Annotated in this window: 24 protein-coding genes and 1 tRNA gene; 14 read left to right on the forward strand and 11 right to left on the reverse strand. The window is 68.7% G+C overall.

Translation table 11 applies throughout. The annotated features are described in order from the left end of the window. The 6 genes from CKO43_RS13510 to CKO43_RS13535 all read left to right on the forward strand — a co-directional run. Nucleotides 1–818 (forward strand): FecR family protein (locus CKO43_RS13510; RefSeq protein ID WP_242481166.1); only part of this gene is annotated, 818 nt, incomplete at its 5' end. A gap of 115 nt (nt 819–933) precedes the next feature. Then, nucleotides 934–3339 (forward strand): TonB-dependent receptor, encoded by a 2406-nt coding sequence (locus CKO43_RS13515; RefSeq protein ID WP_200378967.1) that lies wholly within the window; start codon nt 934–936, stop codon nt 3337–3339. A gap of 5 nt (nt 3340–3344) precedes the next feature. After that, nucleotides 3345–4283, forward strand: coding sequence for an alpha/beta hydrolase-fold protein (locus tag CKO43_RS13520; protein ID WP_200378968.1), 939 nt, complete (start codon nt 3345–3347; stop codon nt 4281–4283). Continuing rightward, nucleotides 4280–4564, forward strand: a complete 285-nt coding sequence (locus CKO43_RS13525; RefSeq protein ID WP_200378969.1) for a hypothetical protein — start codon at nt 4280–4282, stop codon at nt 4562–4564. The genes CKO43_RS13520 and CKO43_RS13525 overlap by 4 nt, the downstream gene beginning before the upstream one ends. Then, entirely contained in the window at nt 4551–4841 is a 291-nt protein-coding gene (locus tag CKO43_RS13530; protein WP_200378970.1) for a hypothetical protein, read from the forward strand. The genes CKO43_RS13525 and CKO43_RS13530 overlap by 14 nt, the downstream gene beginning before the upstream one ends. An 8-nt stretch (nt 4842–4849) precedes the next feature. Continuing rightward, nucleotides 4850–6484: a PepSY-associated TM helix domain-containing protein gene (locus CKO43_RS13535; protein ID WP_200378971.1), complete on the forward strand. Its 1635-nt coding sequence runs from the start codon at nt 4850–4852 to the stop codon at nt 6482–6484. 90 nt (nt 6485–6574) lie between these two features. Here CKO43_RS13535 and CKO43_RS13540 read toward each other — a convergent pair whose 3' ends face one another. Beyond that, nucleotides 6575–6934 (reverse strand): hypothetical protein, encoded by a 360-nt coding sequence (locus CKO43_RS13540; RefSeq protein WP_200378972.1) that lies wholly within the window; start codon nt 6932–6934, stop codon nt 6575–6577. A 193-nt stretch (nt 6935–7127) separates the two neighbouring features. Between CKO43_RS13540 and CKO43_RS13545 the strand changes: the two genes are divergently transcribed. Then, complete coding sequence (locus CKO43_RS13545; RefSeq protein ID WP_200378973.1) at nt 7128–8420, forward strand: lytic murein transglycosylase; 1293 nt, start codon at nt 7128–7130, stop codon at nt 8418–8420. A 392-nt stretch (nt 8421–8812) separates the two neighbouring features. On the opposite strand, the gene CKO43_RS13550 is transcribed toward CKO43_RS13545, so the two are convergent. Both CKO43_RS13550 and CKO43_RS13555 read right to left on the reverse strand, forming a co-directional pair. Beyond that, nucleotides 8813–9076, reverse strand: coding sequence for a helix-turn-helix domain-containing protein (locus CKO43_RS13550; RefSeq protein ID WP_200378974.1), 264 nt, complete (start codon nt 9074–9076; stop codon nt 8813–8815). Between the two features lie 67 nt (nt 9077–9143). Next, entirely contained in the window at nt 9144–9767 is a 624-nt protein-coding gene (locus tag CKO43_RS13555) for a TetR/AcrR family transcriptional regulator (protein ID WP_200378975.1), read from the reverse strand. Nucleotides 9768–9874: 107 nt separating this feature from the next. Between CKO43_RS13555 and CKO43_RS13560 the strand changes: the two genes are divergently transcribed. The 3 genes from CKO43_RS13560 (at nt 9875) to CKO43_RS13570 (ending at nt 13873) form a co-directional block, all read left to right on the forward strand. Beyond that, nucleotides 9875–11662 carry an MBL fold metallo-hydrolase gene (locus CKO43_RS13560; protein ID WP_200378976.1) on the forward strand — a complete coding sequence of 596 codons (1788 nt, stop codon included), beginning with the start codon at nt 9875–9877 and terminating at the stop codon, nt 11660–11662. Nucleotides 11663–11766: 104 nt separating this feature from the next. Beyond that, entirely contained in the window at nt 11767–12855 is a 1089-nt protein-coding gene (locus CKO43_RS13565) for an alkene reductase (RefSeq protein ID WP_200378977.1), read from the forward strand. A 514-nt stretch (nt 12856–13369) separates the two neighbouring features. After that, nucleotides 13370–13873: an endonuclease V gene (locus tag CKO43_RS13570; protein WP_200230552.1), complete on the forward strand. Its 504-nt coding sequence runs from the start codon at nt 13370–13372 to the stop codon at nt 13871–13873. A gap of 169 nt (nt 13874–14042) precedes the next feature. On the opposite strand, the gene CKO43_RS13575 is transcribed toward CKO43_RS13570, so the two are convergent. The 4 genes from CKO43_RS13575 to CKO43_RS13590 all read right to left on the reverse strand — a co-directional run bounded on the left by CKO43_RS13575 (nt 14043) and on the right by CKO43_RS13590 (nt 16237). Next, a tRNA-Val gene (locus CKO43_RS13575) sits at nt 14043–14117 on the reverse strand. 49 nt (nt 14118–14166) lie between these two features. Continuing rightward, entirely contained in the window at nt 14167–14871 is a 705-nt protein-coding gene (gene dnaQ / locus CKO43_RS13580; protein ID WP_200378978.1) for a DNA polymerase III subunit epsilon, read from the reverse strand. Further along, nucleotides 14868–15674, reverse strand: coding sequence for a prolipoprotein diacylglyceryl transferase (lgt, locus tag CKO43_RS13585; protein ID WP_200378979.1), 807 nt, complete (start codon nt 15672–15674; stop codon nt 14868–14870). The genes dnaQ and lgt overlap by 4 nt, the downstream gene beginning before the upstream one ends. Nucleotides 15675–15937: 263 nt before the next feature. Further along, nucleotides 15938–16237, reverse strand: a complete 300-nt coding sequence (locus tag CKO43_RS13590; RefSeq protein ID WP_200230546.1) for a TIGR04438 family Trp-rich protein — start codon at nt 16235–16237, stop codon at nt 15938–15940. A 62-nt stretch (nt 16238–16299) separates the two neighbouring features. Between CKO43_RS13590 and CKO43_RS13595 the strand changes: the two genes are divergently transcribed. Continuing rightward, complete coding sequence (locus CKO43_RS13595; RefSeq protein ID WP_200230545.1) at nt 16300–16608, forward strand: c-type cytochrome; 309 nt, start codon at nt 16300–16302, stop codon at nt 16606–16608. Between the two features lie 183 nt (nt 16609–16791). Here the strand turns inward: CKO43_RS13595 and acs are convergent, their stop codons facing one another. Next, nucleotides 16792–18774: an acetate--CoA ligase gene (acs, locus tag CKO43_RS13600; protein WP_200230544.1), complete on the reverse strand. Its 1983-nt coding sequence runs from the start codon at nt 18772–18774 to the stop codon at nt 16792–16794. A 172-nt stretch (nt 18775–18946) separates the two neighbouring features. Between acs and CKO43_RS13605 the strand changes: the two genes are divergently transcribed. The 3 genes from CKO43_RS13605 to CKO43_RS13615 are packed head-to-tail and all read left to right on the forward strand — an operon-like array spanning nt 18947 to nt 21734. Then, complete coding sequence (locus CKO43_RS13605; protein ID WP_200230543.1) at nt 18947–19549, forward strand: YqhA family protein; 603 nt, start codon at nt 18947–18949, stop codon at nt 19547–19549. Between the two features lie 19 nt (nt 19550–19568). Continuing rightward, on the forward strand, nt 19569–21095 hold the full coding sequence (locus CKO43_RS13610) for a fumarate hydratase (RefSeq protein ID WP_200230542.1): 1527 nt from the start codon (nt 19569–19571) through the stop codon (nt 21093–21095). Nucleotides 21096–21110: 15 nt separating this feature from the next. Further along, the gene (locus tag CKO43_RS13615) at nt 21111–21734 is read left to right on the forward strand and encodes an L-threonylcarbamoyladenylate synthase (RefSeq protein ID WP_200378980.1); all 624 of its coding nucleotides are present in this window, start codon (nt 21111–21113) and stop codon (nt 21732–21734) included. Nucleotides 21735–21780: 46 nt separating this feature from the next. Here the strand turns inward: CKO43_RS13615 and CKO43_RS13620 are convergent, their stop codons facing one another. The 3 genes from CKO43_RS13620 to plsY all read right to left on the reverse strand — a co-directional run bounded on the left by CKO43_RS13620 (nt 21781) and on the right by plsY (nt 24131). Then, a complete protein-coding gene (locus tag CKO43_RS13620) occupies nt 21781–23007 on the reverse strand; it encodes a hypothetical protein (RefSeq protein ID WP_200378981.1) in 1227 nt (408 codons plus the stop codon). Nucleotides 23008–23094: 87 nt separating this feature from the next. Further along, a complete protein-coding gene (locus CKO43_RS13625) occupies nt 23095–23439 on the reverse strand; it encodes a RidA family protein (RefSeq protein WP_200230536.1) in 345 nt (114 codons plus the stop codon). After that, nucleotides 23436–24131, reverse strand: coding sequence for a glycerol-3-phosphate 1-O-acyltransferase PlsY (gene plsY, locus CKO43_RS13630; RefSeq protein WP_200378982.1), 696 nt, complete (start codon nt 24129–24131; stop codon nt 23436–23438). The genes CKO43_RS13625 and plsY overlap by 4 nt, the downstream gene beginning before the upstream one ends. Between the last annotated feature and the right edge of the window lie 183 nt (nt 24132–24314).

The following is a 24314-nucleotide window of genomic DNA, read 5'->3' on the forward strand; positions in this document are numbered from 1 at the left end:
CACGCGCCAGGCCGCGCGCGGCCTGGCGCGTGCAGCGCACGCTGGGCGCGGTGCTCGCGCTGGCCGCGCTGGGCGTGGGCTGGACGGCCTGGGACCGGTGGTCGATGCAGCCGCGTTTCGAGCAGCACTACGCCACGCAGCGCGGCCAGCAGCTCGCCGTGACGCTGCCCGACGCCGCCGCCGACGGCAGCCGCGTGCGCCTGGACACCGCGACGCGGCTGGACGTGCGCCTGTACCGCGACCGGCGCGAACTGCGGCTGCACGAGGGCCGCGCGTCCTTCGCCGTGCACGCCGACGCCCAGCGCCCGTTCCATGTGATCGCCGGCACGCTGGACGTGGTCGTCACCGGCACACGCTTCTCGGTGCGCCACACGCGCGAGGGCCTGGACGCCGGGCGCACCGTGGTCGAGGTCGAAGAAGGCCGGGTGCGTGTCGCGCCGCAGGCCGCTGACGGCGCCGGGCAGACCGCCACCGTGGAACTGCACGCCGGCCAGATGTTGAGCTCGTTGGCCGACGGCGCCCCGGGCCCGGTGCACCCGCTGCGCAGCGCGGGTGCGGCCGCCTGGCGCGAAGGCCGCATCGCCTTCGAAGGCGTGCCGCTGGCCCAGGCGCTGGCGGAGTTCGAGCGCTACGGCCGCACCGGCGTCGTCGTGCGCGACCCGGCGGTCGGCGCGCTGCCGGTCGGTGGCAGCTGGCGTGTCGGCGACGCGCAGCACTTCGCCGCGACGCTGCCCGAACTGCTGCCGGTGCGGCTGCAGCTGCGCGACGGCGTGCTCGAGATCGTCGCGCGGCCGCCGCCGGCGGGTCACGCGAAATAACGCGAAAAATTCTCATTCGCGACGTGAGGGTTGGGTGCTGCCGTGCGTCTGCATCGGCAGGAGCGGGGCGGCCACCGGGTGTCCCGCGATCGAGAACCGACCGAGGACTGTTGCGATGCGCCGAGCGCGATTCACCCCTGCCCCCCTGGCCCTGGCGGCTGCTGCCGTCGTCCTGAACCTGGCGACCACCCTGCCCGTGCAGGCCCAGGCCAGCACCACCGCGGCCGCGCCGCTGACGCTGGATCTGCCGGCGCAGCCGCTGGGCCAGGCCCTCAACGAACTGGCCCGCCGCGCCGACCTGCAGCTGAGCTTCGCGGCCGAAGCCGTCGCCGGCAAGACCGCGCCGGCCGTCTCCGGCCGCCTGACGCCCGCGCAGGCGCTGGACCGGCTGCTCGCCGGCAGCGGCCTGGCCGCCACCGTCGACGGCCAGCGCGTCGTCGTCAAGCCGGCCGACGCGTCGCGCGAGCAGGCGCTGCCGGCGGTCAAGGCCAGCGCCGGTGCGCTCCCTGGCGATCTGCCGGCGGCGCACGCCGGCGGCCAGGTGGCGCGCGGCGCACGCGTCGGTGCACTCGGCAACCTGTCGGTGATGGACACGCCGTTCAGCACCGTCGCCTACACCGCCGAGCTGATCGCGCAGCAGCAGGCGCGCACCGTGGCCGAGGTGCTGGTCAACGACCCGGCGACACGCTTCACGACCTCGGCCGGCCACGCCTACGAAAACTTCCGCGTGCGCGGCTTCGACGTCAACGCCGGCGACCTGGCGATCGAAGGCCTGTACGGCCTGGCACCGGTCGGCCACTCGCCGGTGGAGTATCTGGAGCGTGTCGAGCTGCTGAAGGGCCCGAGCGCGCTGTTCAGCGGCATGCCGCCGGGCGGCGGCGTCGGCGGCGTCGTCAACCTGGTGCCCAAGCGCGCCGGCGACGATCCGCTGACCCGCGTCACCTTCGGCCTGCAGTCGGAGTCGCAGGCCGAGCTCGCGCTCGACCTGGGCCGGCGTTTCGGCGACCAGAAGCAGTGGGGGCTGCGCGTCAACACCGCCTACGCCGACGGCGACACGACGCTGGACGAGCAGAGCAAGAAGCGCGAGTTCCTGTCGGCCGCGCTGGACTACCGCGGCGAGGCGCTGACCGCCACGCTGGACGCCTACACCAGCACCGAGAAGTTCGACGGCGGCACGCCGGCGATGTACTGGTTCGCCACGACCGACATCCCGGGCGCGCCGGACCCGAGCACCAACCAGTTCCGCAACGGCTGGGGCGAGCTCGAGAGCAAGGCCGTCATCGCCCGCGCCGAGTACGCGATCAACACCCAGCTCGACGCCTTCGCCGGCATCGGCAAGCGCGACCACGACTACGCCGGCTTCATCAACGGCACGCACGCGCGCCAGATCGACGCCGACGGCAACTACACCGGCCGCATGGTCGGCCAGCGCGGTTACAGCGACGCGAGCTCGGCCGAGGCCGGGCTGCGCGGGCGCTTCGCCACGGCCGGCGTCAAACACGAACTGGTGCTGCACGCCACGCGGCTGAAGCAGGAGGAAGGCTCGGCGGTCAACATGGGCAGCTTCAGCTCCAACATCTACGACCCGGTGACGCCGACGATGGTGGCCGTGCCGGGCACGGCGCCCAAGACCGGCGAGACCACGCTGAAGAGCCTGGCGCTGGTCGACACCCTGTCCTTCCTGGACGACCGCCTGCGCTTGACGCTGGGCGCGCGCCACCAGGGCGTGGAGACGAAGAGCTTCAGCACCGCCGGCGCGGTGACGGCGCACTACGACGAGAGCGCGCTGACGCCGGCCGTCGCGGTCGTCGCCAAGCCCTGGGGCAAGGACGTCTCGCTGTACGCCAACTACGTGCAGGGGCTGAGCAAGGGCGACACCGTCAGCGCGGCCCTCAACAACGGCGTCGAGAAGACTTTCGCGCCGTACAAGACCGAGCAGAAGGAGCTCGGCGTGAAGTGGACGACGGGCAGCTTCACCAACACCGTGAGCCTGTTCGAGATCGGCAAGCCGGTGCTGGTGACCACCGGCGACTCCGACAACCCGACCTACAGCGACGACGGCGAGAAACGCGTGCGCGGCGTCGAGTGGAGCAGCTTCGGCGAACTGGTGCGGGGCGTGCGCGTGCTCGGCGGCATCAGCTACAACCAGGGCAAGCTCACCAAGACCGCTTACGGCCAGGACGACGGCAACGACGCCGTCGGCGCGCCGCGCTGGCAGGGCAACCTGGGCGCCGAATGGGACACGCCCTGGCTGCAGGGCCTGACGCTGAGCACCCGCCTCAGCGCGACCGGCAAGCAGTACCTGGATGCGGCCAACACCCAGCAGATCCCCGGCTGGAGCCAGATCGACGTCGGCGCGCGCTACGCCACCGAGCTGATGGGGCGGCAGACGCAGTGGCGCCTGGGCGTCAACAACCTGTTCGACCGCCACTACTACGCGGGCAGCTTCAGCGACAGCACGCCGATCGCCACGCTGGGCCCCAAGCGCAGTGTCGCGGCCTCGGTGACGGTGGACTTCTGAGCGCCGTGCGCGCGACGACGTTGAGGCGCGCGCTCGCCGGCCTGGCACTGGCCCTGGCCGCCGGCGCCGCGCCGGCGGCCGACGCGCCGGTGCAACTGCCCGGCGCGCGCCAGTTCGACATCACGTCACAGGCGACCGGGCAGCGCTACCGCATCTTCGTCTCGGAGCCCGACGCGCCGCCGCCGGCGGCGGGCTACCCGATGCTGGTCGTGCTCGACGGCAACGCCGCCTTCCCGGTGGCGGCCTTCCTGGCGCGTTCGGTGGCCTCGCGGCGTGAGCGCACCGGCCACCCGCCGGTGCTGGTCGTCGGCGTCGGCTATCCGGGCGAGGCCGACTTCGACGTGTCGGCGCGGCGGCGCGATTACACCGTCGGCGTCAGCGCGCCGGGCGAAGAAGGCCAGGAGGGCGGCGCCGAGCGTTTCCTGGACTTCGTCGAACGCGAGCTCAGACCCCGTCTGGCTGCGCGCTACCGGCTCGACGCCAGCCGCCAGGCGCTGTTCGGCCACTCCTTCGGCGGCCTGCTGGTGCTGCATGCGGCGCTCACGCGGCCGGCGAGCTTCTCGACCTATGTCGCGTCCAGCCCGTCGATCTGGTGGAACGGCCGGCGTGTGCTCGACGGCCTGGACCGTGCACTGGCGCTGCCGCCGGCGGCGGTGCCGCGGCTGCAGATCAGCGTCGGCGCGCTGGAGGACGAGCCACCGCCCGGGCGGCTGCCGCCGCAGACGCTGGCGATGCTCGCGCAGCGGCCGATGGTCAGCGAGGCGCGTGCACTCGCCGCGCGGCTGCAGGCCCAGCCGGCCTGGCACGAACGCGTCGCCTTCCACGAGTTCGCAGGCGAGAACCACGGCTGGGTCTGGCTGCCGGCGCTGTCGCGCGGGATGCAGTTCTTCCTCGATCAACCCGAAGCGCCGGCGGCCGCCGGGCGCGACAAGGACCCCTCATGAGCTTCACGCTCCTCGGCCTTCTCTCGACGCTGGCCGGCAGCGCCTGCCTGTACCTGGCCTCGCCGCACCAGCGCTGGCGCGCGCGCGCCTGGCCGGCACGGCCGGCACGCGCCGCCGCCGGGCTGCTGTGGGCCACGGCCGTCGCGCTGTTCGGCCAGGGCCTGCAGCCGCTGGCCGCAGCTTTCTGCTTCGCCACCGCGCTGATGCTGACGCTGGCGCTGCTGCCTTATGCGGGCGCGCTGCTCACGGTGCTCAGGGGAGCCGACGATGGCGCGCGCTGAAGCGATCCGCCGCGACTGGCTGGCCAAGACGCTGGCCGGCAGCCTGCTCGGGCTGACGCTGGGCCTGGGCTGCAGCGCCGTCTTCAGCGTGCTGGCGACCGGCCTGCCGCTGGCCGTGCGCGCCCAGCTCGCGATGTGGATGGTGGCGCCGATCTGGCTCGGCACGCTGTCGGGCTGCTTCTTCTTCGCCGACGGCTGGCGGGCGTGGCGGGGCCTCGGCCTGGCCAACCTCGTCGTCTTCGGCGCCTGGGCGCTGCTGCGCTCATTTGTTTCCTGAGTGCTGCCATGCGTGCCGACGTCCTGCGCATCTACAAGTCGGTCCACACCTGGACCGGCATCGTCTCCGGCATGGCGCTGTTCATCGCCTTCTACGCCGGCGCCCTCACCGTCTTCAAGGAGCCGCTGGAACGCTGGGCCAGCCCGCCGGCCCAGCAGGCCGCACTGCCGCTGGAGCAGGCCCAGGCGCTGATCGTGCGCACGCTGCAGGCCGAGCCCGCTGCGGCACGCGACTTCACGCTGCACCTGCACGACGCCGAGAACGTGCCCGGCCGGCTGAGCTGGCAGGTCCGTGACCCCGAGGCCGACGACCACGACGCCCGCCATGTGCGCCACTTCGTCGCCACGCTGGACGCCGAGGGCCGCGCCCGCGCCCAGCCGGCGGCGCCGACACAGCTCGGCGACTTCATCGACGTGCTGCACCGCGTCGTCGGCCTGCCGGTGGACAACGACCCCAACCGCTGGGTGATGGGCGTGATCTCGGCGCTGTACGCGCTGGCGCTGGTGTCCGGCGTCATCGTGCTGCTGCCCTCGCTGGTGAAGGACTTCTTCGCGCTGCGCGTGGGGCCCAACCTCAAGCGCATGTGGCTGGACGCGCACAACGTCGTGGGCCTCGTCAGCCTGCCTTTCCACGTCGTGATGGCGCTGACCGCGGTGGTCTTCGCCTTCCACGACGGCATCTACGGGCTGCAGGACCGGCTGCTGCATGAAGGCCGGCTCGCCAGCGCCTTCCAGCGCCCGGCCGCGACTGCCGGCGCGGCGCCGCGCGACCCGGCGGCGATGCGCCCGCCGGCCGAGCTGCTGGCCGCGGTGCGCGCCATCGCGCCCAGCTTCGAGCCGACCGCGATGCAGTACGTGCAGGCCACCGGCCCACGCGCCGCGGTGCGCGTCTGGGGCCAGGACGAGCATGCGGTGGCGCCGCGCGCGCGTGGCGGCTTCGTCGTCGTCGACCCGTACAGCGCACGCGTCGTCAACCACGACTCGCTGCCCGGCCAGCAGTCGACGCCCAACGTCGTCATCAGCAGCTTCTTCGCGCTGCACATGGCCTCGTTCGCTGGCGACCCGGTGAAGTGGATGTACTTCGTGCTCGGGCTGGCGGGCGCCTGGCTGTTCTACAGCGGCAACCTGCTGTGGATCGAGAGCCGGCGCAAACGCGGCGCCGAGCCGCCGCGGCGCACGCGCTGGATGGCCGCCGGCACCATCGGCGTGTGCCTGGGCAGCGTCTGCGGGATATCGGCGACCGTCGCCGCGGCCAAGTGGCTGCCCGCGCTGGTCGACGACGTCGGCGCCGGCCACCGCTGGCTGTATTACGCGGTGTTCTTCGCCGCGATCGGCTGGGCCTTCTGGCGCGGCAGCGCGCGCGCCTCGGTGCAGCTGCTGTGGGCTGCGGCGGCGCTGACCGCGGCGATACCGGCCAGTTCGCTGCTGGGCGTGCTGGCGCCGGATGCTGGCCCGTGGGCGTCGGCGTCGGGCGCGGCACTGGCCGTGGACCTGACGGCCGCGGTCGCCGCGGCGCTGCTGGCGTGGATGGCGCGCGCGACGGCGCGGCGCGTGCGGCACGGGCCGTCGCCCAGCGTCTGGGCCGCGCCGCGGCCCGAAACCGCGACGGGCCCGGTTGCGGCCGAAGGCGTGGCCGAGCGCTGACCGGCGCTGCGTCAGCGGCCGTCGCGATGCGGGGTGCACGATCGGTGCTGCCCGATCGCACGCGGCGGCATCGGCTTGATGAACCGCGCCTCAGGCCTGCCAGACGCCATAACCCACCTCGCGCAGCGCGATGGCCAGCTCCACCTCCATTTCGCGGGCGGCCTGGTAAGGCATCGGGTTGTAGACCTCGTAGAGCGCCGGCAGCAGGCACAGGCCGTACTCGAAGACGAAGCGGTTCGCCTGGATGCCCGCCTTGTGTTTGTCGAAACGCAGGTCAGGGTCGAGCCCGGTCATGCCGACGTAGACGAAGGGCCTGCCCAGCTGGTGCTCGGGGTTGGCCTTGCGGAAGCGGGCCTCGTTCCACACGCGGTCGTCCAGCTTGACGACGTAGACATGGTGGTGATGACGCTGCCGGGGCCGCGACGCGGCTTTCCGGGCTGGCGCGGGCACCCGGCCTTCAGCCACGCCGCGCCGGCAGCGCGACGCAGCGCGCGGCTGCAGACCGCCACCTCATGGCCGGGTCCGCGCCGCAGCTGCGCGGAGCCGGCCCGGTCGTCAGCTGGATTGACATGGTTCGCCCTCCTTTCAGGCGGTGGCAGAGCGGGCACGAGCGGCGCCCGGCCCCGTGGGGACAATCAGGAGCATGCACCAACCCTCGTTTTCGTCGGCACGCGGCCGGTCCTTCGCCTGCGCCGCCATCGTGCTGGCCGTGGTGGCGGGCTGCGCAACGGTTCCGCCCGCCGGGCCGGCTGCGCCCGCCGCCACGACCGCCGCCGCTGAAGAAATCCGCCCGCCCGGACGGCCAGAACAGCCTGAGCAGGACTTCGCACGCTGGGTCGAGGCCTTCGCCGCGACGGCGCGCGAGGCGGGCATTGGCGAAGAGACGCTGCACGCCGCCTTCGACGACGTGCGCTTGATGCCGCGCGTAGTCGACCTGGACCGGCGCCAGCCCGAGTTCACGCAGACGGTGTGGGACTACCTCGAGCGCGCGGTGTCGGATCAGCGTGTGGCGCGCGGCCGCCAGAAGCTGGCGGAGTTCAGCGCCGAGGCCGGGGCCGCCGCCGCGCGTCATGGCGTGCCCGCGTCGGTGCTGGTGGCCATCTGGGGCCTGGAGAGCGCTTATGGCGCCAACTACGGCAACACCTCTGTCATCGACGCGCTCGCCACCCTGGGTTTCGAGGGGCGGCGCGAAGCCTGGGCGCGCGGGCAACTGCTGGCGGCGCTGAAGATCCTGCAAAGCGGCGACATAGCCCGCGCGCACATGCTCGGCTCCTGGGCCGGCGCCATGGGCCAGACGCAGTTCCTGCCTTCGGCTTTCCTGGCCTACGCGGTCGACGCCGATGGCGACGGCCGGCGCGACATCTGGGGCAGCATGGCCGACGTGATGGCCTCCACCGCCAACTTCATGGCGCAGGCCGGCTGGTTGCGCGGCCAGCCCTGGGGCGTCGAGGTCAGGCTGCCGCCGGGCTTCGACCACGGCCGCGCAGACGCCGGCCTGCGCCAGCCCAGCGCCGCCTGGGCGGCCGAGGGCGTGCTGCTGGCAACGGGCGCCGCGCTGCCCGAGCTGAGCGACGCCGCGGTGTTGCTGCCGGCGGGAGCGCGCGGCCCGGCCTTCCTGGTCGGGGCCAACTTCCGCGCCATCCTTCGCTACAACAACTCCACCAGCTACGCGCTCGCTGTCGGCCTGCTGTCGGACGCGATTGCCGGCGGCACCGGCGTGCAATCGCCCTGGCCGCGCGACCTGAGGGCGTTGTCGCGCAGCCAGTTGCTGACGCTGCAGCAGGCGCTGAATGAACGCGGTTTCGCGAGCGGCGCGCCCGACGGGACGCTGGGGCCCGCCACGCGCGACGGCATTCGCCAGTACCAGCGCAGCCTGGGGCTGCCGGCGGACGGTTATCCCACCGTCGACTTGCTGGAGCGGCTGGTGCGGCCGTAGGGCGGGCGCTGCCGAGCCGCTGTGTCAGCGCATGGGGCAGCGGGCGGCGGCCGATGGCGACGGCAGCCGGCTCGAGCACCGTGGCGTGGGGCCGATCTCGGCTGTTCATCCGCCGCCGCTGGACGGTCTGCTATCGACCAACGCCGCCATTCAACATTGCTCGCCATGAGCGGCGCTTTCCGGAATTGAGCGGCGGCTCACTCATGCGCACTGCTCGACAAGAGATTGCTCATCGATCGGGTACCAACTTGAATCAAGCCGCGTAGCGGATTGGCTCGTGCTCGAATCACTGTCGAGCACACTCGGGCCACCGCTGCACGTGCAGGCGCGGTTGTCCGGCACGAGGAAGACCTTCGTCTTGTCGCCGCGCACGAGCCGTCGCACGCAGTCGATCAGTTGGCGGCGGCGAGTGCGCCGCCAAAGATCTTCCAGCGCATCCCGCACGATCTCGTCTCTGTGGAATTGATCCACGAGCCGTGCCCGAGCCACTTCTTGGACGCCGCAGGCGACTGCTCGCAGGCCTTCTTCGTCGGCATTTGCAGCGTGCAGCCCCAACGCCCGAGCCGCACGACCACGCCGCGCATCGACAGTTTGATGCCGGAACTGCGCTCGATGAACCCGCCCACCGCCGCGCGCATCCACTGCGCACACGGCATCGTCAGTAGCTCCAGCGTTCAGCCGACTGTTAAATCAGCTTCCTGAACCGAGCCAATGCACATTCACCTATGACTTTGAAACCAGCTCGACAACGTAACGGATTCGTGCCGCAAGACTGTTTCGTTCTTGATGCGCCGAGATGTCCTCACCGACCAGAGCCCTGAGTTGAAGATCGGCAATCGCGGCACCGAATGTAATCGAGGCGATCAACTCGAGGTCATCGCCGCCTTGGTGTTTGCCGATCGAGCGGCCGATGCTGTCGCGAATCAAACGTCGACCACGTTCAATGGCTTCCTCCCGGAACTGCCTGGCAAGTTCGGGCACGGCAAGCGATTCAGCAATCACGAGGCGAGTCAGTCCGATCTGACGTGGCGCCAAGACCCAGCCCGCGAGCTTCAGCAATGCGTCGTACAGGCTCTCAGCAGAGTCTGTGGCGGCCGAAGCCACCAGTGGCTCATCCTCATGACGCTGAACATCACACACCAGGGCAGCGAGGAGCGCTTCCTTGCTATCAAACGCCTGGTAGAGGGTCTTCTTCGACATGCCGCAGCGCAGCGCGATCTTCTCCATGTTGGTCGAGCCGTAGCCGTCTTCGATAAAGAGCCCCCCTGCGGTCTCGAGAATTTTTGCACGGCGGTCCTTCGCAGATATCGCCTGTGGACGGCCAGGCCCACGCTTCTTTGCTTCCATGTGTACTTTGCCCGCAAGAAGGGGTTGACATTAGGAAACGCTTCGGTTCCAATACACGGATACCGATCGGTTTCCCAATTGCATTATACACAGTCCAAGGCTCACTTTTGCGTACCATCGCGCCCGCCGCGCCATCGCTGCGCAGTCTCTGCCTGAAATACGCCGCCGCAATCGGATTTCAGGCGGCAAGCGCGGTCGACGGGTCATTCAAAATCAGACACAAGACTGTCGAGGCGAGCATCCGTTGTTCCATGCAACCCCAGACACCCAATATTCATCGAGCAAAGGCAGACCCCATGAAGACAAAGTCGCTGAATTTGGCAATTGCCGCCACCGCCTTCGTCGCCGTGATGCCATCGCAATCATTTGCGGAGCGTACAGAGACCGCAGCCCAGGCACTCGTCAACCGGGCGGCAACGGCATTGGGCGGGGCGGAAAATATTCGCAATGTTCATACTCTGCAGTTGAAAGGTTATGCCCTGACAGCGTACATGTGGGGCACTGGCGGCACCATTACCGCAGACCTGGACGCACCCCTAAAGTGGCAGGCAAACAATGCCCTCTCGTATTCATGGGACTTTGACAACAAGCGCTATCAGACAAAATATCGCAGCAACTTTCTCTTTCCCTTCGCGGCGGCGTTTGGGCATGCCTATTATCTCGACAACCGGATCGTTGATGGCGATATTGCCTACAACCTGACCGAGGATGGCAAGGCATTCCGTGTGGGCTATAGCACGCCCGGGCCGCTTGAAACCGATGGCGCGTATGACCGCAGAATGTGGTCGCTGACGAATCCGCTCAGTGCGCTGCGCGCCGCTTTGACCGGGGCCGTCAAGGCCTCGAATTATCGAATAGCCGGACGCCATGAACTCATTGACCTTGAGGAAAAGGCAGGCCGACTGACGCTTGCCGTCGACAGGACCAGCGGGCTTCCCCACCACATTCAATGGACCACGATCCAGTCGAATTTGGGGAAAGTCACCTATACAACGACCTTCACAGGCTACACGCCGGTCAATACGCTACTCCTGCCGTTGGCCGCGAAAACCACGCTTAACTGGCGCAATACGGTCTATCGCAACCTGTATGTGGATGGCTACATCATCAACGGCGAAATCGATCCGCTGGCTGCGCCGGAGAGTGTGCGGAGCGCGGCATTGCCTGATGCCTTGGCGCCAACACTCAGCGTTGAGAAGGTGGCAGATCGTGTGTGGCGCATCAGCAGCGGCACGACTGTTTTGGAATTCGCCGACCACATGACGCTCTTTGAGCTGTATGGCAATCAGGCACTAGCCCAGGCGACGCTGCAGCTGGCCAGAACAATCAAACCCGGCAAGCCGGTCACTGAATTGATTGTCTCGCACCACCACTTTGATCACACAGGCGGCTTCCGCGTTGCTGTTGCGGCTGGCTTGCGCGTGATCTCGCAGCGCAATAACGAGGCGATTCTTCGCGAGCTGGCAAGCCGCAAGGCACCTGGCGTGCCGGATGCTCTGCCGGCAGGGGGAACCTTCAAGTTCGTGGGTGTCGATGAACATCTCACCCTTAGCGACAGCGCGTACCAACTCGAGCTCTATCGTGTTGTCGGCAACAACCACATGACGGATGCAATCTTTGCCTACGACCCGAAAAGCCACGTCATGATCGAAGGTGATATTGGCACTGCCGCCGAAGACTGGCAGTTCTGGGCGGACAGCTATCAGGACAATATCGAAAAGTATGGCCTGACGGTATCCAAGATCTCACCCGTTCACGAAAGAGTCTTCACTCACGACGAGCTCATCGAATTTATCCGGGGCGGCGCCAAACGCGTAGCGAACCGTTGCGCGAAGTATGCCGAAGCAGCAAATTATCTGCCTGGCTGCCCCGCATTCATGCACCGGGCATGGTGATTCCAGGCGCTGGACCTTGAACATCTTCGCCAAATCCGGAGACGCCTTCGTGGCTGGCGCAGCAATACCCAATTGAGCCATACAAGCAGCAACCGAAATACCCCATGAGCAACCTGTTCGACAGCTATAACCTAAAGGGCATCCTGCTCTCCAACAGGATCGTGATGGCACCGATGACGCGCACACGGGCCACCGAAGATGGCGTACCGACCGACATGATGGTCGACTACTATGTCCAACGCGCATCCGCTGGCCTGATTATCACCGAATGCACTCAGGTATCAGATCAGGGGCATGGCATCATCCGTGCGCCGGGCATTCACCGTGCTGACCAGATCGCAGCATGGCGCCGGATTACCGATGCGGTACACGCAGCCGGCGGGCACATCTACTGCCAGATCTGGCATTGCGGGCGAGCAGCGCACCCGGCCATACGAAACGGCGAGCAGCCGGTCGGGCCGTCGCCCATCGCTGCGACGGGCGAATTTTATCTGCCCAGTGGGCGCGTTGCCTTACCGGTGCCGCGCGAACTGCGCACCGATGAAATTCCCAACATCATTGCGGATTTTGCGCGCGCCACGAAGAACGCCCGCGCGGCTGGATTCGACGGCGTCGAATTGCACGGCGCCAACGGCTACCTGCAAGATCAGTTCCTGCAAGATGGCAGCAACCAGCGCACTGATCGTTACGGCGGCTCCGTTGAAAACCGAGCGCGCTTGATGATCGAAACAACCGAGGCCATGATTCAGGCCTGGAGCGCCGACCGCGTTGGCGTCCGGCTGTCCCCCTCAAGCTGGCTGTCCGGCATCGACGACAGCAACAAGCTGGAGACGTTTGGCTACGTCGTTCGCGCGCTGGACAAGCTCAATATTGGCTACCTCTGCCTGCGCGAGCCCAGTGCGGCTGATGTTGCGCGGGGCGTTCAGATTGAGCATGTGGTAGAAACATTTCGCCCCATGACGTCGACCGCTATTATGGCGAACACGGGGTTCGACAAGGTATCGGCCAATGCCCTGCTGGCGCGCGGCGGTGCCGAGATGGTTGCGTTTGGCACCCCGTTTATTGCCAACCCCGATCTCGTTGAACGCTTCCGAGACGATATTCCGATCAGCACGCCTGACGCGCCGAGCACGTTCTATGGCGCAGGCAAGGAAGGCTACACCGATTATCCGGCAGCGCCTGCCCGAGATTAACAACCCGGACTCCACTGGCCCCATTCGGCCGCAGGCGACGTGGCGCGAGAACTCTTCAGACCTCGTACTCGGCCCGAGTCTTGCGACAGTGTCCGCCTTGCGGCGGCACCGAGGTCACCGCACGGTCGACGTAGATCTCGGACCGCAGCGGCCAGCTCCGGTCCGCGTCAAACAGGCCGGGCACCAGCTCGTAGCGGCTTGGCTCGCCGCCTTCCTCGGCGTCGCTGAACCACAGGCGCGAGCCGCAGCACGGACGGCAGGCACGCGCGGGGCGAACGTCGACTCGGGATAGCGCGTGACGTCGCCATGCACCGTGACGGCGGACGCTTCGGCCTCGAAACACGGGAACAGCCCACCCGACCAGCGCAGGCACATCCAGCAGCGACAGGCGGCGATGCTCGGGTGGTGCGCGCCGTTCACCACGCCGGACCGGCCGGAGGCCGCGTCACGGGGCCTTGCGCTACGATGGCTGCCACACCATTCCGGACGCCGCCATGTCGACGCACGTTTCACCATGAAGCTCGTCGTCGGCCAGCACGACCTCGACGGCGGCGCCATCGTCTGCGCTGTGGCCTTCGACGAATGGGATGCGGCCGAAGCGTCCCGCACCTTCACGTCACGCGTCGCCCCGGTCGACCCGCCGGTGCGCAGCCCGCGGGGTGCAGCCGAACTGGCTGGCGTGTTGCAGCTGCTGCGCGAGCACGCGCTGGAACCCGAACTCATTGTCATCGACGGTCCGGTACACCTTGACGCGGCGGAGACGCCGGCATGGGGCCGCCAGCTGTTCGACGCGCTCGGCGGACGCAGCGCCGTCGTCGGCATTTCGACGCGCGCAATGCCAAACCTGCCGGCGCAGTTCGAAGTGTGGCGCGACGAAGAGGCGCGGCCGCTGATCGTCACCTGCATCGGCATCGATCTGGGAGCGGCGAAGGTGCGCGTGCGCACGATGCACGGCCGGCGGCGCGTGCCCACCCTGATGAAGCTGGCGGCCCGGCTGGCGCGCGGCGGCGCGGGCTGAGCCTGGCGGCCGGTCAGCACCTCGGAACTGACGTGTTGGCAGATGCGCTTCGCTTGGCTCGCCGCGGCCAGCCCGGCCGGGACTCGCACCCCGAAGATCGCGCCCACGCCGGGCACAAACGAAAACGCCACCCGAAGGTGGCGCAAGTCGTTGATACAGCTGATGTTCTTGGTGGGCGGTGCAGGGTTCGAACCTGCGACCCCTGCCGTGTGAAGGCAGTGCTCTACCGCTGAGCTAACCGCCCGGCTGGCCTGAAGGTTTGCAAAAAACCGTCAGCGCCGGTGAGCCTCGCATTATGCCATGACTTCGCGCCAAATGGTGCGGCCTTTGCTCGCTTTGTCGAGATCGGCCAGCACGGCCTCGTGCGCGGCCTGCTCGTCGGCGCTCGCCGCGATCACCGGCAACTCGAAGCCAGCCAGGTCGATGGCGGCCACTTCCAGCGTCGAGCCGCCCTCTTCCGAGACTTCGATGACCAGGGAGTCCTGGCCCCGCGTCATGCGGATGTAGACCTCGGCCAGCAGCCCGGCGTCGAGCAGCGCGCCGTGCAGCGCGCGGTTGCTGTTGTCCACCTCCAGCCGCTTGCACAGCGCGTCCAGCGAGTTCGCCTTGCCCGGGAACTGCTCGCGCGCCATCAGCAGGCTGTCGGTGATCGTGCAGCCGTGCGCCGCCAGGGGCGGCTTGCCCAGGCGGGCCAGTTCGGCGTCGATGAAGCCGACGTCGAATGAGGCGTTGTGGGCGATCAGTTCGGCGTCGGCGACGAACTCGAGGAACTCGTCGACGACGGCGGCGAACAGCGGCTTGTCGGCCAGGAACTCGTCGGTCAGCCCGTGCACGCGCACGGCATCCGGGTGGCTGGAGCGCTGCGGGTTCAGGTAGTGGTGCAGATGCCGGCCGGACAGGCGCCGGTTCAGCATCTCGATGCAGCCGATCTCGACCAGGCGGTCGCCGTCGGCGGCCGACAGGCCGGTGGTTTCGGTGTCGAGGAAGATCTGTCTCATCGCGCCGATGCTACCCGGCGCCCGGACCACAGCCACAGCCCGATGCCGGCCAGCACCATCGGCACGCACAGCCACTGGCCCATGCTCATGTTCAGCGCCAGCAGGCCGAGGAAGCTGTCGGGCTCGCGGAAGTACTCGGCGGCAAAACGCAGCGTGCCGTAGCCGATCAGGAAGGCGCCCGAGACACGCCCCGTCGGCCGCGGATGACGCGAATACAGCCACAGCACGACGAAGAGCAGCAGCCCCTCCAGCGCGAACTGGTAGAGCTGCGACGGGTGCCGCGGCGTCAGGCTGCCGCTCTGCGGGAACACCATCGCCCAGGGCAGCGAGGGGTCGGCCGCGCGGCCCCAGAGCTCGCCGTTGATGAAGTTGCCGATGCGCCCGCTCGCCAGCCCCGTGGGCACGCAGGGCGCGACCAGGTCGGTCACCTGCAGAAAGGGCCGGCCCTTGCGCCGCGCGAAGAAGGCCATCGCCGCGAGCACGCCCAGCAGCCCGCCGTGGAAAGACATGCCGCCCTTCCACACCTGCAGGATCTCCAGCGGATGGGCGAGGTAGTCGCCCGGTTTGTAGAAGAGCGCGTAGCCCAGGCGGCCGCCGACGATGACGCCGACGACGCCGAAAAACAGCAGGTCCTCGACGTCCTGGCGCGTCCAGCCGGCCTGCACGAACTGCGGCTGCGCCGCACGCAGCCGCGCCAGCAGCAGGAACAGGCCGAAGGCGACCAGATAGGTCAGCCCGTACCAGTGGATCTGAATCGGTCCGAGCGCGACCGCGATCGGGTCGAATTGCGGATGCACCAGCATCGGGGGCGGCCTTTCGTTGTTCTGCTGCGGGCGGGAGCGGCGATTGTGCCGCCGCCGCCCGACGCCCCGCCCCGCATGGGCCCAGCGGTGGGCCGATCGTGGCCGCGGCGGGGCCCGGCACGGCCTCGAGGCCGGCAACGACAGGAGCTGCGATCGAAACGGGGCAAGCGGAACGAAGGTCGAGGGCCGGCACTGCTGCACCGGCCCTCGCCTCCTGCGGATACCGTCACACGCGTGACGGCCGTTCGCCCCTCATCAACTGTTCAGCGCGGGCCGCGCTCCTTGGCGCTGCCCGGGTCGCTCTTGTGCAGTTCGTGCACCCGTTTTTGCTGCTGCGGGTTGAGCCCGAGCGCGTCGATGTCGCGCTGGCGCCGGGCGCGCTTGCGATCTTCGATTTTCTTCTCGGCGCGCCGGCGTGTCAGCCCGGAGCTGTCGGCAAAAGTCCACCAGGCGGCGGCGGCGCCGAACGGCAGCGCGATCCACAGCCAGTGCCAGCTCGCGACAGGCTCGATCCCGGCCAGATACAGCCCCAGCAGCACCAGCCCGACGATCAGAAACCACATGCTTTCGCTCTCCGGCGACCCGCTACCATCGTTTTGTTCACTGTAGCCTAAGGCCAGCCCCGATGAGAGCCGTTGCGACGACGCTTTGTGCAATCGTGCTGTCGGCAGCGCTGCCGGCGGCGGCCGACACCGAGCTGGCGCGCCAGCGCATCTGCATGGGCTGCCACGACATCGTGCAAAAGCGCGTCGGCCCGCCGTTCCAGGTGATCGCGGCGCGTTATGCCGGGCAGAAGGACGCGGCGCCGCGGCTGGCGCTCGCGATCCGCCAAGGCAGCGTCAACGTCTGGGGGCCGGTGCCGATGCCGGCCAACCCCAAGGTCACGCCCGACGAAGCCAGGCGGCTGGCCGCCTGGGTGCTGTCGCTACGCTGAGCGCGAAATGGAAAAGGGGCTCCGAGGAGCCCCTTTGACCGCGCGCCGTCTCGATCAGTTCGTCTGCGACAAGTGATCCAGGATCGCGGGATTCTGGTGACCGCTCACGTCGCTGCGCGACATGAGCGTTCCCCAAACCCGTCGACGGCGCTGGCGCGCCGCCGCGCTCGCGCGCGGTCTCGATCAGTTCGTCTGCGACAACTGGTCGAGAATCGCCGGGTTCTCCAAGGTCGAGGTGTCCTGGGTGATGGCCTCGCCGCGGGCGATCGAGCGCAGCAGGCGGCGCATGATCTTGCCCGAGCGCGTCTTCGGCAGGTTCTCGCCGAAGCGGATGTCCTTGGGCTTGGCGATCGGGCCGATCTCCTTGGCCACCCAGTTGCGCAGCTCGGCCGCCAGCTTCTTGGCTTCGTCGCCGGTCGGGCGCGGGCGCTTCAACACGACGAAGGCGCAGATCGCCTCGCCGGTGGTGTCGTCCGGACGGCCGACGACCGCGGCTTCGGCCACCAGCTCGGTGTGGCTGACCAGCGCCGACTCGATCTCCATCGTGCCCATGCGGTGCCCCGAGACGTTGAGCACGTCGTCGATGCGGCCGGTGATCGTGAAGTAGCCGGTCTTCGGGTCACGGATCGCGCCGTCGCCCGCCAGGTAGTACTTGCCGTGGAAGTCGGCCGGGTAGTAGCTCTTCTTGAAGCGCTCCGGGTCGCCCCAGATCGTGCGGATCATGCTCGGCCACGGCTTCTTGACGACCAGGATGCCGCCCTGGCCCCAGGGCACGTCCTTGCCGGTCTCGTCGACGACGGCGGCCTGGATGCCCGGGAAGGGCAGCGTGCACGAGCCCGGCACCAGCGTCGTCACGCCCGGCAGCGGCGTGATCATGTGGCCGCCGGTCTCCGTCTGCCAGAAGGTGTCGACGATCGGGCAGCGGCCGCCGCCGACGTGTTTGTGGTACCACTCCCAGGCGGCAGGGTTGATCGGCTCGCCGACCGAACCCAGGATGCGCAGCGAGGACAGGTCGTAGTTCTTCGGGTGCACCGACTCGGTCGCCTCGGCGGCCTTGATCAGCGAACGGATCGCCGTCGGCGCGGTGTAGAAGATGCTGACCTTGTGGTCCTGGATCATCTTCCAGAAGCGGCCGGCGTCGGGGAAGGTCGGCACGCCTTCGAACACGATCTCGGTGCCGCCGAGTGCCAGCGGGCCATAGGTGATGTAGGTGTGGCCGGTGACCCAGCCGATGTCGGCGGTGCACCAGAAGACGTCGTCGTCCTTCAGGTCGAAGGTCCACTTGGTGGTCAGCGCCGCGTGCAGCAGGTAGCCGCCGGTGCTGTGCTGCACGCCCTTGGGCTTGCCGGTGGAGCCGCTGGTGTAGAGCAGGAACAGCGGGTGTTCGGCCTCGACCCACTCGGGCTCGCAGACCTCGCTCTGGCCGGCCACGAGGTCGGCCAGCCACAGATCGCGCGAGGCGTCGAACGGGATGTCGGCGCCGGTGCGCTTGTGCACCAGCACGTGCTTGACGCTGCCGCAGCCGCCGAGCGCGATCGCTTCGTCGACGATGGTCTTCAGCGGCAGCGCCTTGCCGCCGCGCTGCTGCTGGTCGGCGGTGATCACGGCCACCGCGCCGGTGTCCTCGATGCGGTCGCGCAAGGACTGCGCCGAGAAGCCGCCGAAGACCACCGAGTGCGTCGCGCCGATGCGCGCGCAGGCCTGCATCGCGGCCACGCCCTCGATGCCCATCGACAGGTAGATGATGACGCGGTCGCCCTTCTGGACGCCCAGCGACTTCAGGCCGTTGGCCATCTTGTTGACGATGGCCAGCAGCTCCTTGTAGCTGACGCGCCGCACCTCGCCGCCGTCGGCTTCGAAGATGATCGCCGTCTTGTCGCCCAGGCCGCGCTCGATGTTGCGGTCCAGGCAGTTGTACGAGGCGTTCAGCGTACCGTCGGCGAACCACTTGAAGAACGGCGCGTTCGACTCGTCGAGCACCTGCGTGAACGGTGTCTTCCAGCTGATCAGCTCGCGCGCCAGACGTGCCCAGTACCCGGCGTAGTCGGCCTCGGCCTCGGCGCAGAGTGCGTCGTAGGCGGCCTGGCCGGAGACATGCGCATGCGCGACGGCGTCGGCCGGCGGCGGATAAAGGGAGTACTCGGTGGGAGCGTCGTGGCTCGACATGTGCTTGTCTCCTTGGATGGCTCGGTTCGTAGTCGACCGATGGCGCGGACAGTAGAAGGACGCTCTTACGAACCCCTTACTCCCCGGACGGCAGGCCCGGCGGGCGTCTGCTCCCGCTCAAGCCACGTTCTACAATTTACGCCATCGCGCATTCGCGCCCTTCCCCCCTCTCATGAAGCCAGAAACCACCGGCGCGGTCCCGAAGCTGGGGACGCTGTCTGCGCTGATCTTCTCCAGCCGCTGGCTGCAGCTGCCGCTGTACCTGGGGCTGATCCTCGCCCAGGCGGTCTACGTCTTCAATTTCTGGGTCGAACTGGTCCACCTGATCGAGGCCGCCTTCGGCGACCAGCACGCGCTCGAACTGCTGGTGAAGAACGTCGGCTACCAGAGCAAGGCCGAGATCACCGGGCTCAACGAGACGATCATCATGCTGGTCGTGCTGGCGCTGATCGACGTCGTGATGATCAGCAACCTGCTGATCATGGTGATCATCGGCGGCTACGAGACCTTCGTCTCGCGCCTGGGCCTCGAAGGCCACCCCGACCAGCCGGAATGGCTGAGCCACGTGAACGCCTCGGTGCTGAAGGTCAAGCTCGCCACCGCGATCATCGGCATCAGCTCGATCCACCTGCTGAAGTCCTTCATCAACGCCGCCAACTACGAGCAGCACGTGCTGCTGTGGCAGACGGTGATCCACATCGCCTTCCTGTTCTCGGCGCTGGCGATCGCGCTCGCCGACCGCGTGATGGTGCACGCCCAGCACGCCAACGACTGACCCACCGGACGACACGCCCATGACCACGACGATCCGCCAGGCCGACCTGATCGAGTCGGTCGCCGCCGCGCTGCAGTACATCAGCTACTACCACCCGGCCGACTTCATCGCCCACCTCGCGCGTGCCTACGAACGCGAGCAGAGCCCGGCGGCCAAGGACGCGATCGCCCAGATCCTCACCAACTCGCGCCTGTGCGCCGAAGGCAAGCGCCCGATCTGCCAGGACACCGGCATCGTCAACGTGTTCCTGAAGATCGGCATGGACCTGCGCTGGGAGGGCTTCACCGGCTCGATCCAGGACGCCGTCGACGAAGGCGTGCGCCGCGGCTACCTGAACCCCGACAACAAGCTGCGCGCGTCGGTGCTGGCCGACCCGATCTTCGAGCGCAGGAACACGCGCGACAACACGCCGGCGGTCGTCTTCATGGACCTGGTGCCGGGCGACAAGCTCGAGGTGACGGTGGCGGCCAAGGGCGGCGGCAGCGAAAACAAGAGCAAGGTCTACATGCTCAACCCCAGCGACTCGATCGTCGACTGGGTGCTCAAGACCGTGCCGACGATGGGCGCCGGCTGGTGCCCGCCGGGCATGCTGGGCATCGGCGTCGGTGGCACCGTCGAGAAGGCGGCGCTGCTGGCCAAGGAGTCGCTGATGGACGACATCGACATGTACGAGCTGCTGCAGCGCGGCCCGGCCAACAAGCTCGAAGAGCTGCGCATCGAGCTCTACGAGAAGGTCAACGCGCTGGGCATAGGCGCGCAGGGCCTGGGCGGGCTGACGACGGTGCTGGACGTCAAGATCAAGACCTGGCCGACGCACGCCGCGAGCAAGCCGATCGCGATGGTGCCCAACTGCGCCGCGACGCGCCACGCGCACTTCGTGCTCGACGGCTCGGGCCCGGCCTTCCTCGAGCCGCCCAGCCTGGACCTGTGGCCCGACGTGAACTGGGCGCCCGACTACAACAAGAGCCAGCGCATCGACCTGAACACGCTGACCAAGGAGCAGGTGGCGAGCTGGAAGCCGGGGCAGACGCTGCTGCTGAACGGCCGCATGCTCACCGGCCGCGACGCCGCGCACAAACGCATCCAGGACATGCTGGCGCGCGGCGAGCCGCTGCCGGTGGACTTCACCAACCGCGTCATCTACTACGTCGGCCCGGTCGACCCGGTGCGCGACGAAGTCGTCGGCCCGGCGGGCCCGACGACGGCCACGCGCATGGACAAGTTCACCCGCATGATGCTCGAGCAGACCGGCCTGATCGCGATGGTCGGCAAGGCCGAGCGCGGCCCGACGGCGATCGAGGCGATCAAGGACAACCGCAGCGCCTACCTGATGGCCGTCGGCGGCGCCGCCTACCTGGTGTCCAAGGCGATCAAGGCGGCCAAGGTCGTCGGTTTCGCCGACCTGGGCATGGAGGCGATCTACGAGTTCGACGTCGTCGACATGCCGGTGACGGTGGCGGTCGACGCCGGCGGCACCAGCGCCCACGTCACCGGGCCGCGCGAGTGGCAGGCGAAGATCGGCAAGATCCCCGTCGCCGTGGCCTGAACACAAGGAGAGCCGGTGTCGCTGCGTTTCGAGGTCCACCCGCAGAACCCGCAGCCGCGCCTGCTCAAGCAGGCCGCCGACCTGCTGCGCGGCGGCGACGTGCTCGCCGTTCCGACCGACTCGAGCTACGCGCTCGTCTGCCGGCTCGACGACAAGGCCGCCGCCGAGCAGCTGCGCCGGCTGCGCGGCATCGACGAGAAGCACTTGCTGACGCTGCTGTGCCGCGACCTGTCGGAGCTGGCGAACTACGCGCGCGTCGACAACCGCCAGTACCGGCTGCTCAAGCTCGGCACGCCCGGGCCCTACACCTTCATCCTCGACGCGACCAAGGAAGTGCCGCGCCGCGTCTCGCACCCGTCGCGGCGCACGATAGGCCTGCGCGTGCCCGACCACCAGGTCACGCAGGACCTGCTGGCCCAGTTCGGCGAGCCGCTGCTGGCGACGACGCTGATCGCGCCCGGCGACACGCTGCCGATGAACGACGTCGACGAGATCCTCGAGCGCTTCGGCAAGCTGCTGCCCGGCATCATCGACGCCGGCGCCTGCCCGATGGAGCCGACGACCGTGCTCGACATGACCGACGACGAGCCGGTGCTGCTACGCCAGGGCCGCGGCGAACTCTCGCGCCTGGGGCTGTAGAAACGCCAACGGCCCCGTCGCCGGGGCCGCGCGGGCGGCAAGCGCCTTACTTCGCGACGCCGCTGGCCCAGGCCGAGCGGATCAGCCGGCCGCAGTTGACCGAACCGAGCGCGCCGTTGGTCGCGACGCGGGCGACGACGCCGTAGTAGGTCTTGCTCGAGTCGATCCACGGATAGAAGCCGAAGGCACCGGGGCTGCTGAACGCGCCGTCGCCGACCTTGGGGTCGTCCTCAACCCAGTGCCCGACCGAGTAGTGCCAGCTCTCGCTGGCCGGCAGCGGCGCGAAAGCGGCGGTGCTGCAGGTCAGCGGGTTGGTGCAGACCGCGCCGCTGCCCAGCAGCGAGCCGATCTGCAGCTTGCCGGCGAGCACCTTGCGCAGGAAGAGCGTGAAGGCGTCGCTCGAGATCACCGCCCCGCCGGCCAGCAGCGGCTGCGAGTACGACAGCGCGATGTCGGTGCCGAGCTTGGCCTTGACCTCGGTCGCCAGTGCCTTGGTCGACAGCGCACCCAGCCCCATCAGGTTGGCGTGTTTTTCCATGTGGCCGCCGTCGTACTTGAAGACGCCGTCGTAGCCCGAGGAGTAGACACCGTTGCTGCCGGTCTTCAGGCAGTTGTCGACGCTGGTCGTGCCGCTGCAGGTGGACAGCGAGACGTAGCCGGCGCCCATCGCGAGGTACTTGCGGTCGCTGCTGCTGAGCACGCCGGCGCGGCTTTGCGCGACGTAGGCGCCGTAGAGCCACTTGGAGGCCGAGGCGATGGTGATCGGCGCCGAGGGCTTGACCGCCGCCGAGCCCGAGTTCGCGACCGAGCCGCTGCCGAGCTTGCCGCCAGCGCTGCCCACTTCCCAGTAGAAGGGCCGGACCTGAGCGCAGGCGTTGCTGGTGCTCAGCGCCGTCGCGCTGGCGGCGGCGATGCGCTGGGCATCGCTCGGCACCGCAGTAACCGGAGTCGGCGTCGCCGGAGTCGGAGTCGGGGTCGGGGTCGTCTTCTTGCGTGTCGCCGCGGCCGTGACCGTCAGCGTGTCGACGCTGGCATCGGTGGCCGTGGTGGACGTGGTGGACGTGCCTTCGGCATCGAGCCAGGACGCGTCGTCGGCCTGCGTGTCCAGCAGCGCCGAGGACTTGGCCAGGTCGCTGTCAGCGACATCGGCCGCGGCCGTCTCGTCGGCGGTGGCAGCGGCGGTGTCGTCGCTGCCGGAGCCACCACCGCAGGCGGCGAGTGCGAGCAGGCAGGCGAGGCTGACGAGGTGAAGAGGGGTCTTGATCGGGCTCATGCCCCGATCTACGACCTCAGGCCGAAACGCTTAAGTCGCAATCCTCATGATGATCTGCAAGCAGATGTGAGCGGCATCTTTGCCGGCTCACAGCGCCGCGGTGACCACCATCTCGACTTTCCAGCCCGGGCGCGCCAGCGCGGCCTGCACCGTGGCGCGCGGCGGCGCGTCGCCCTCGGGAAGCCAGGCCTCCCAGACCTCGTTCATCGCCGGGAAGTCGGCGAGGTCGGCGATGAAGATCTGCACCATCAGCAGGCGCGACTTGTCGCTGCCGGCGCGGGCGAGCAAGGCGTCGATCGCGGCCAGCACCTGGCGCGTCTGGCCGGCGATGTCCTGGCTGTCGTCGGCGGCCACCTGGCCGGCGAGGTAGCAGACGCCGTTGTGAACGGCCATCTCGGACAGGCGCGTGCCGACGTCGAAACGCTGGATCATTTCCGGTGTCCCTTGCGGCCGTGGCCGCTCTTGTGGTGAGGATGGTGGGGCTGGGGATGCGGCGCCGGGCCCTTGGCCGCGGCGGCCTTGTGGCCGATGCGCGACTCGGTCCCGGCGAGCAGCTTGCGGATGTTGCCCTCGTGGCGCCAGACCAGCAGCAGGCTCATGCCGGCGACGGCCAGCAGCGACGGGTCCACGCCCCAGATCAGCGCCTGGTAGAACGGCGCGAAGGCCGCCGCCGCCAGCGACGCCAGCGACGAGTAGCGGAAGAAAGCCGCGACCAGCAGCCAGGTGGCCAGCGTCGCGACACCGAGCAGCGGGTTGAGCCCAAGCAGCACGCCGGCCGCGGTCGCGACACCCTTGCCGCCCTGGAAGCGGAAGAACACCGGCCACAGGTGGCCGACGAAGGCCGCCAGGCCGACGAAGGCGGCGACCGTCGCGTCCAGCCCCCAGCGCGCACCGAAGAGCACGACCAGCAGCACCGGCACGTAGCCCTTCGCCGCATCGAAGAGCAGCGTCATCAGCGCCGCCTTCTTGTTGCCCGAGCGCAGGACGTTGGTTGCGCCGGGATTGCCCGAGCCGTAGCTGCGCGGGTCGGCCAGACCCATGCTGCGGCTCACGAGCACGGCGAAAGACAAGGAACCGATCAGGTAGGCAGCCAGGATCGCGGCCGCCGCAGGGAGCGAAAACATGGGGCGCAAGTGTAAGGGGCGGCCGCACCCGAGCCTGGGGGGCCCCGGCGCCAAGGAGACAGCCACACGACAGCCGTCACCGCTACAGTGGCAGTGGACCTGCACACCCGCACCGCCGGCCGTCCAGGTCATTCGTGAGATGATTCACGCGTGACCTGCGAAGAAATGACGGCGCGCTGGGGA

The sequence above is a fragment of the Rubrivivax gelatinosus genome (assembly GCF_016583785.1).
GTDB classification, from domain to species: Bacteria; Pseudomonadota; Gammaproteobacteria; order Burkholderiales; family Burkholderiaceae_C; genus Rubrivivax; species Rubrivivax gelatinosus_B.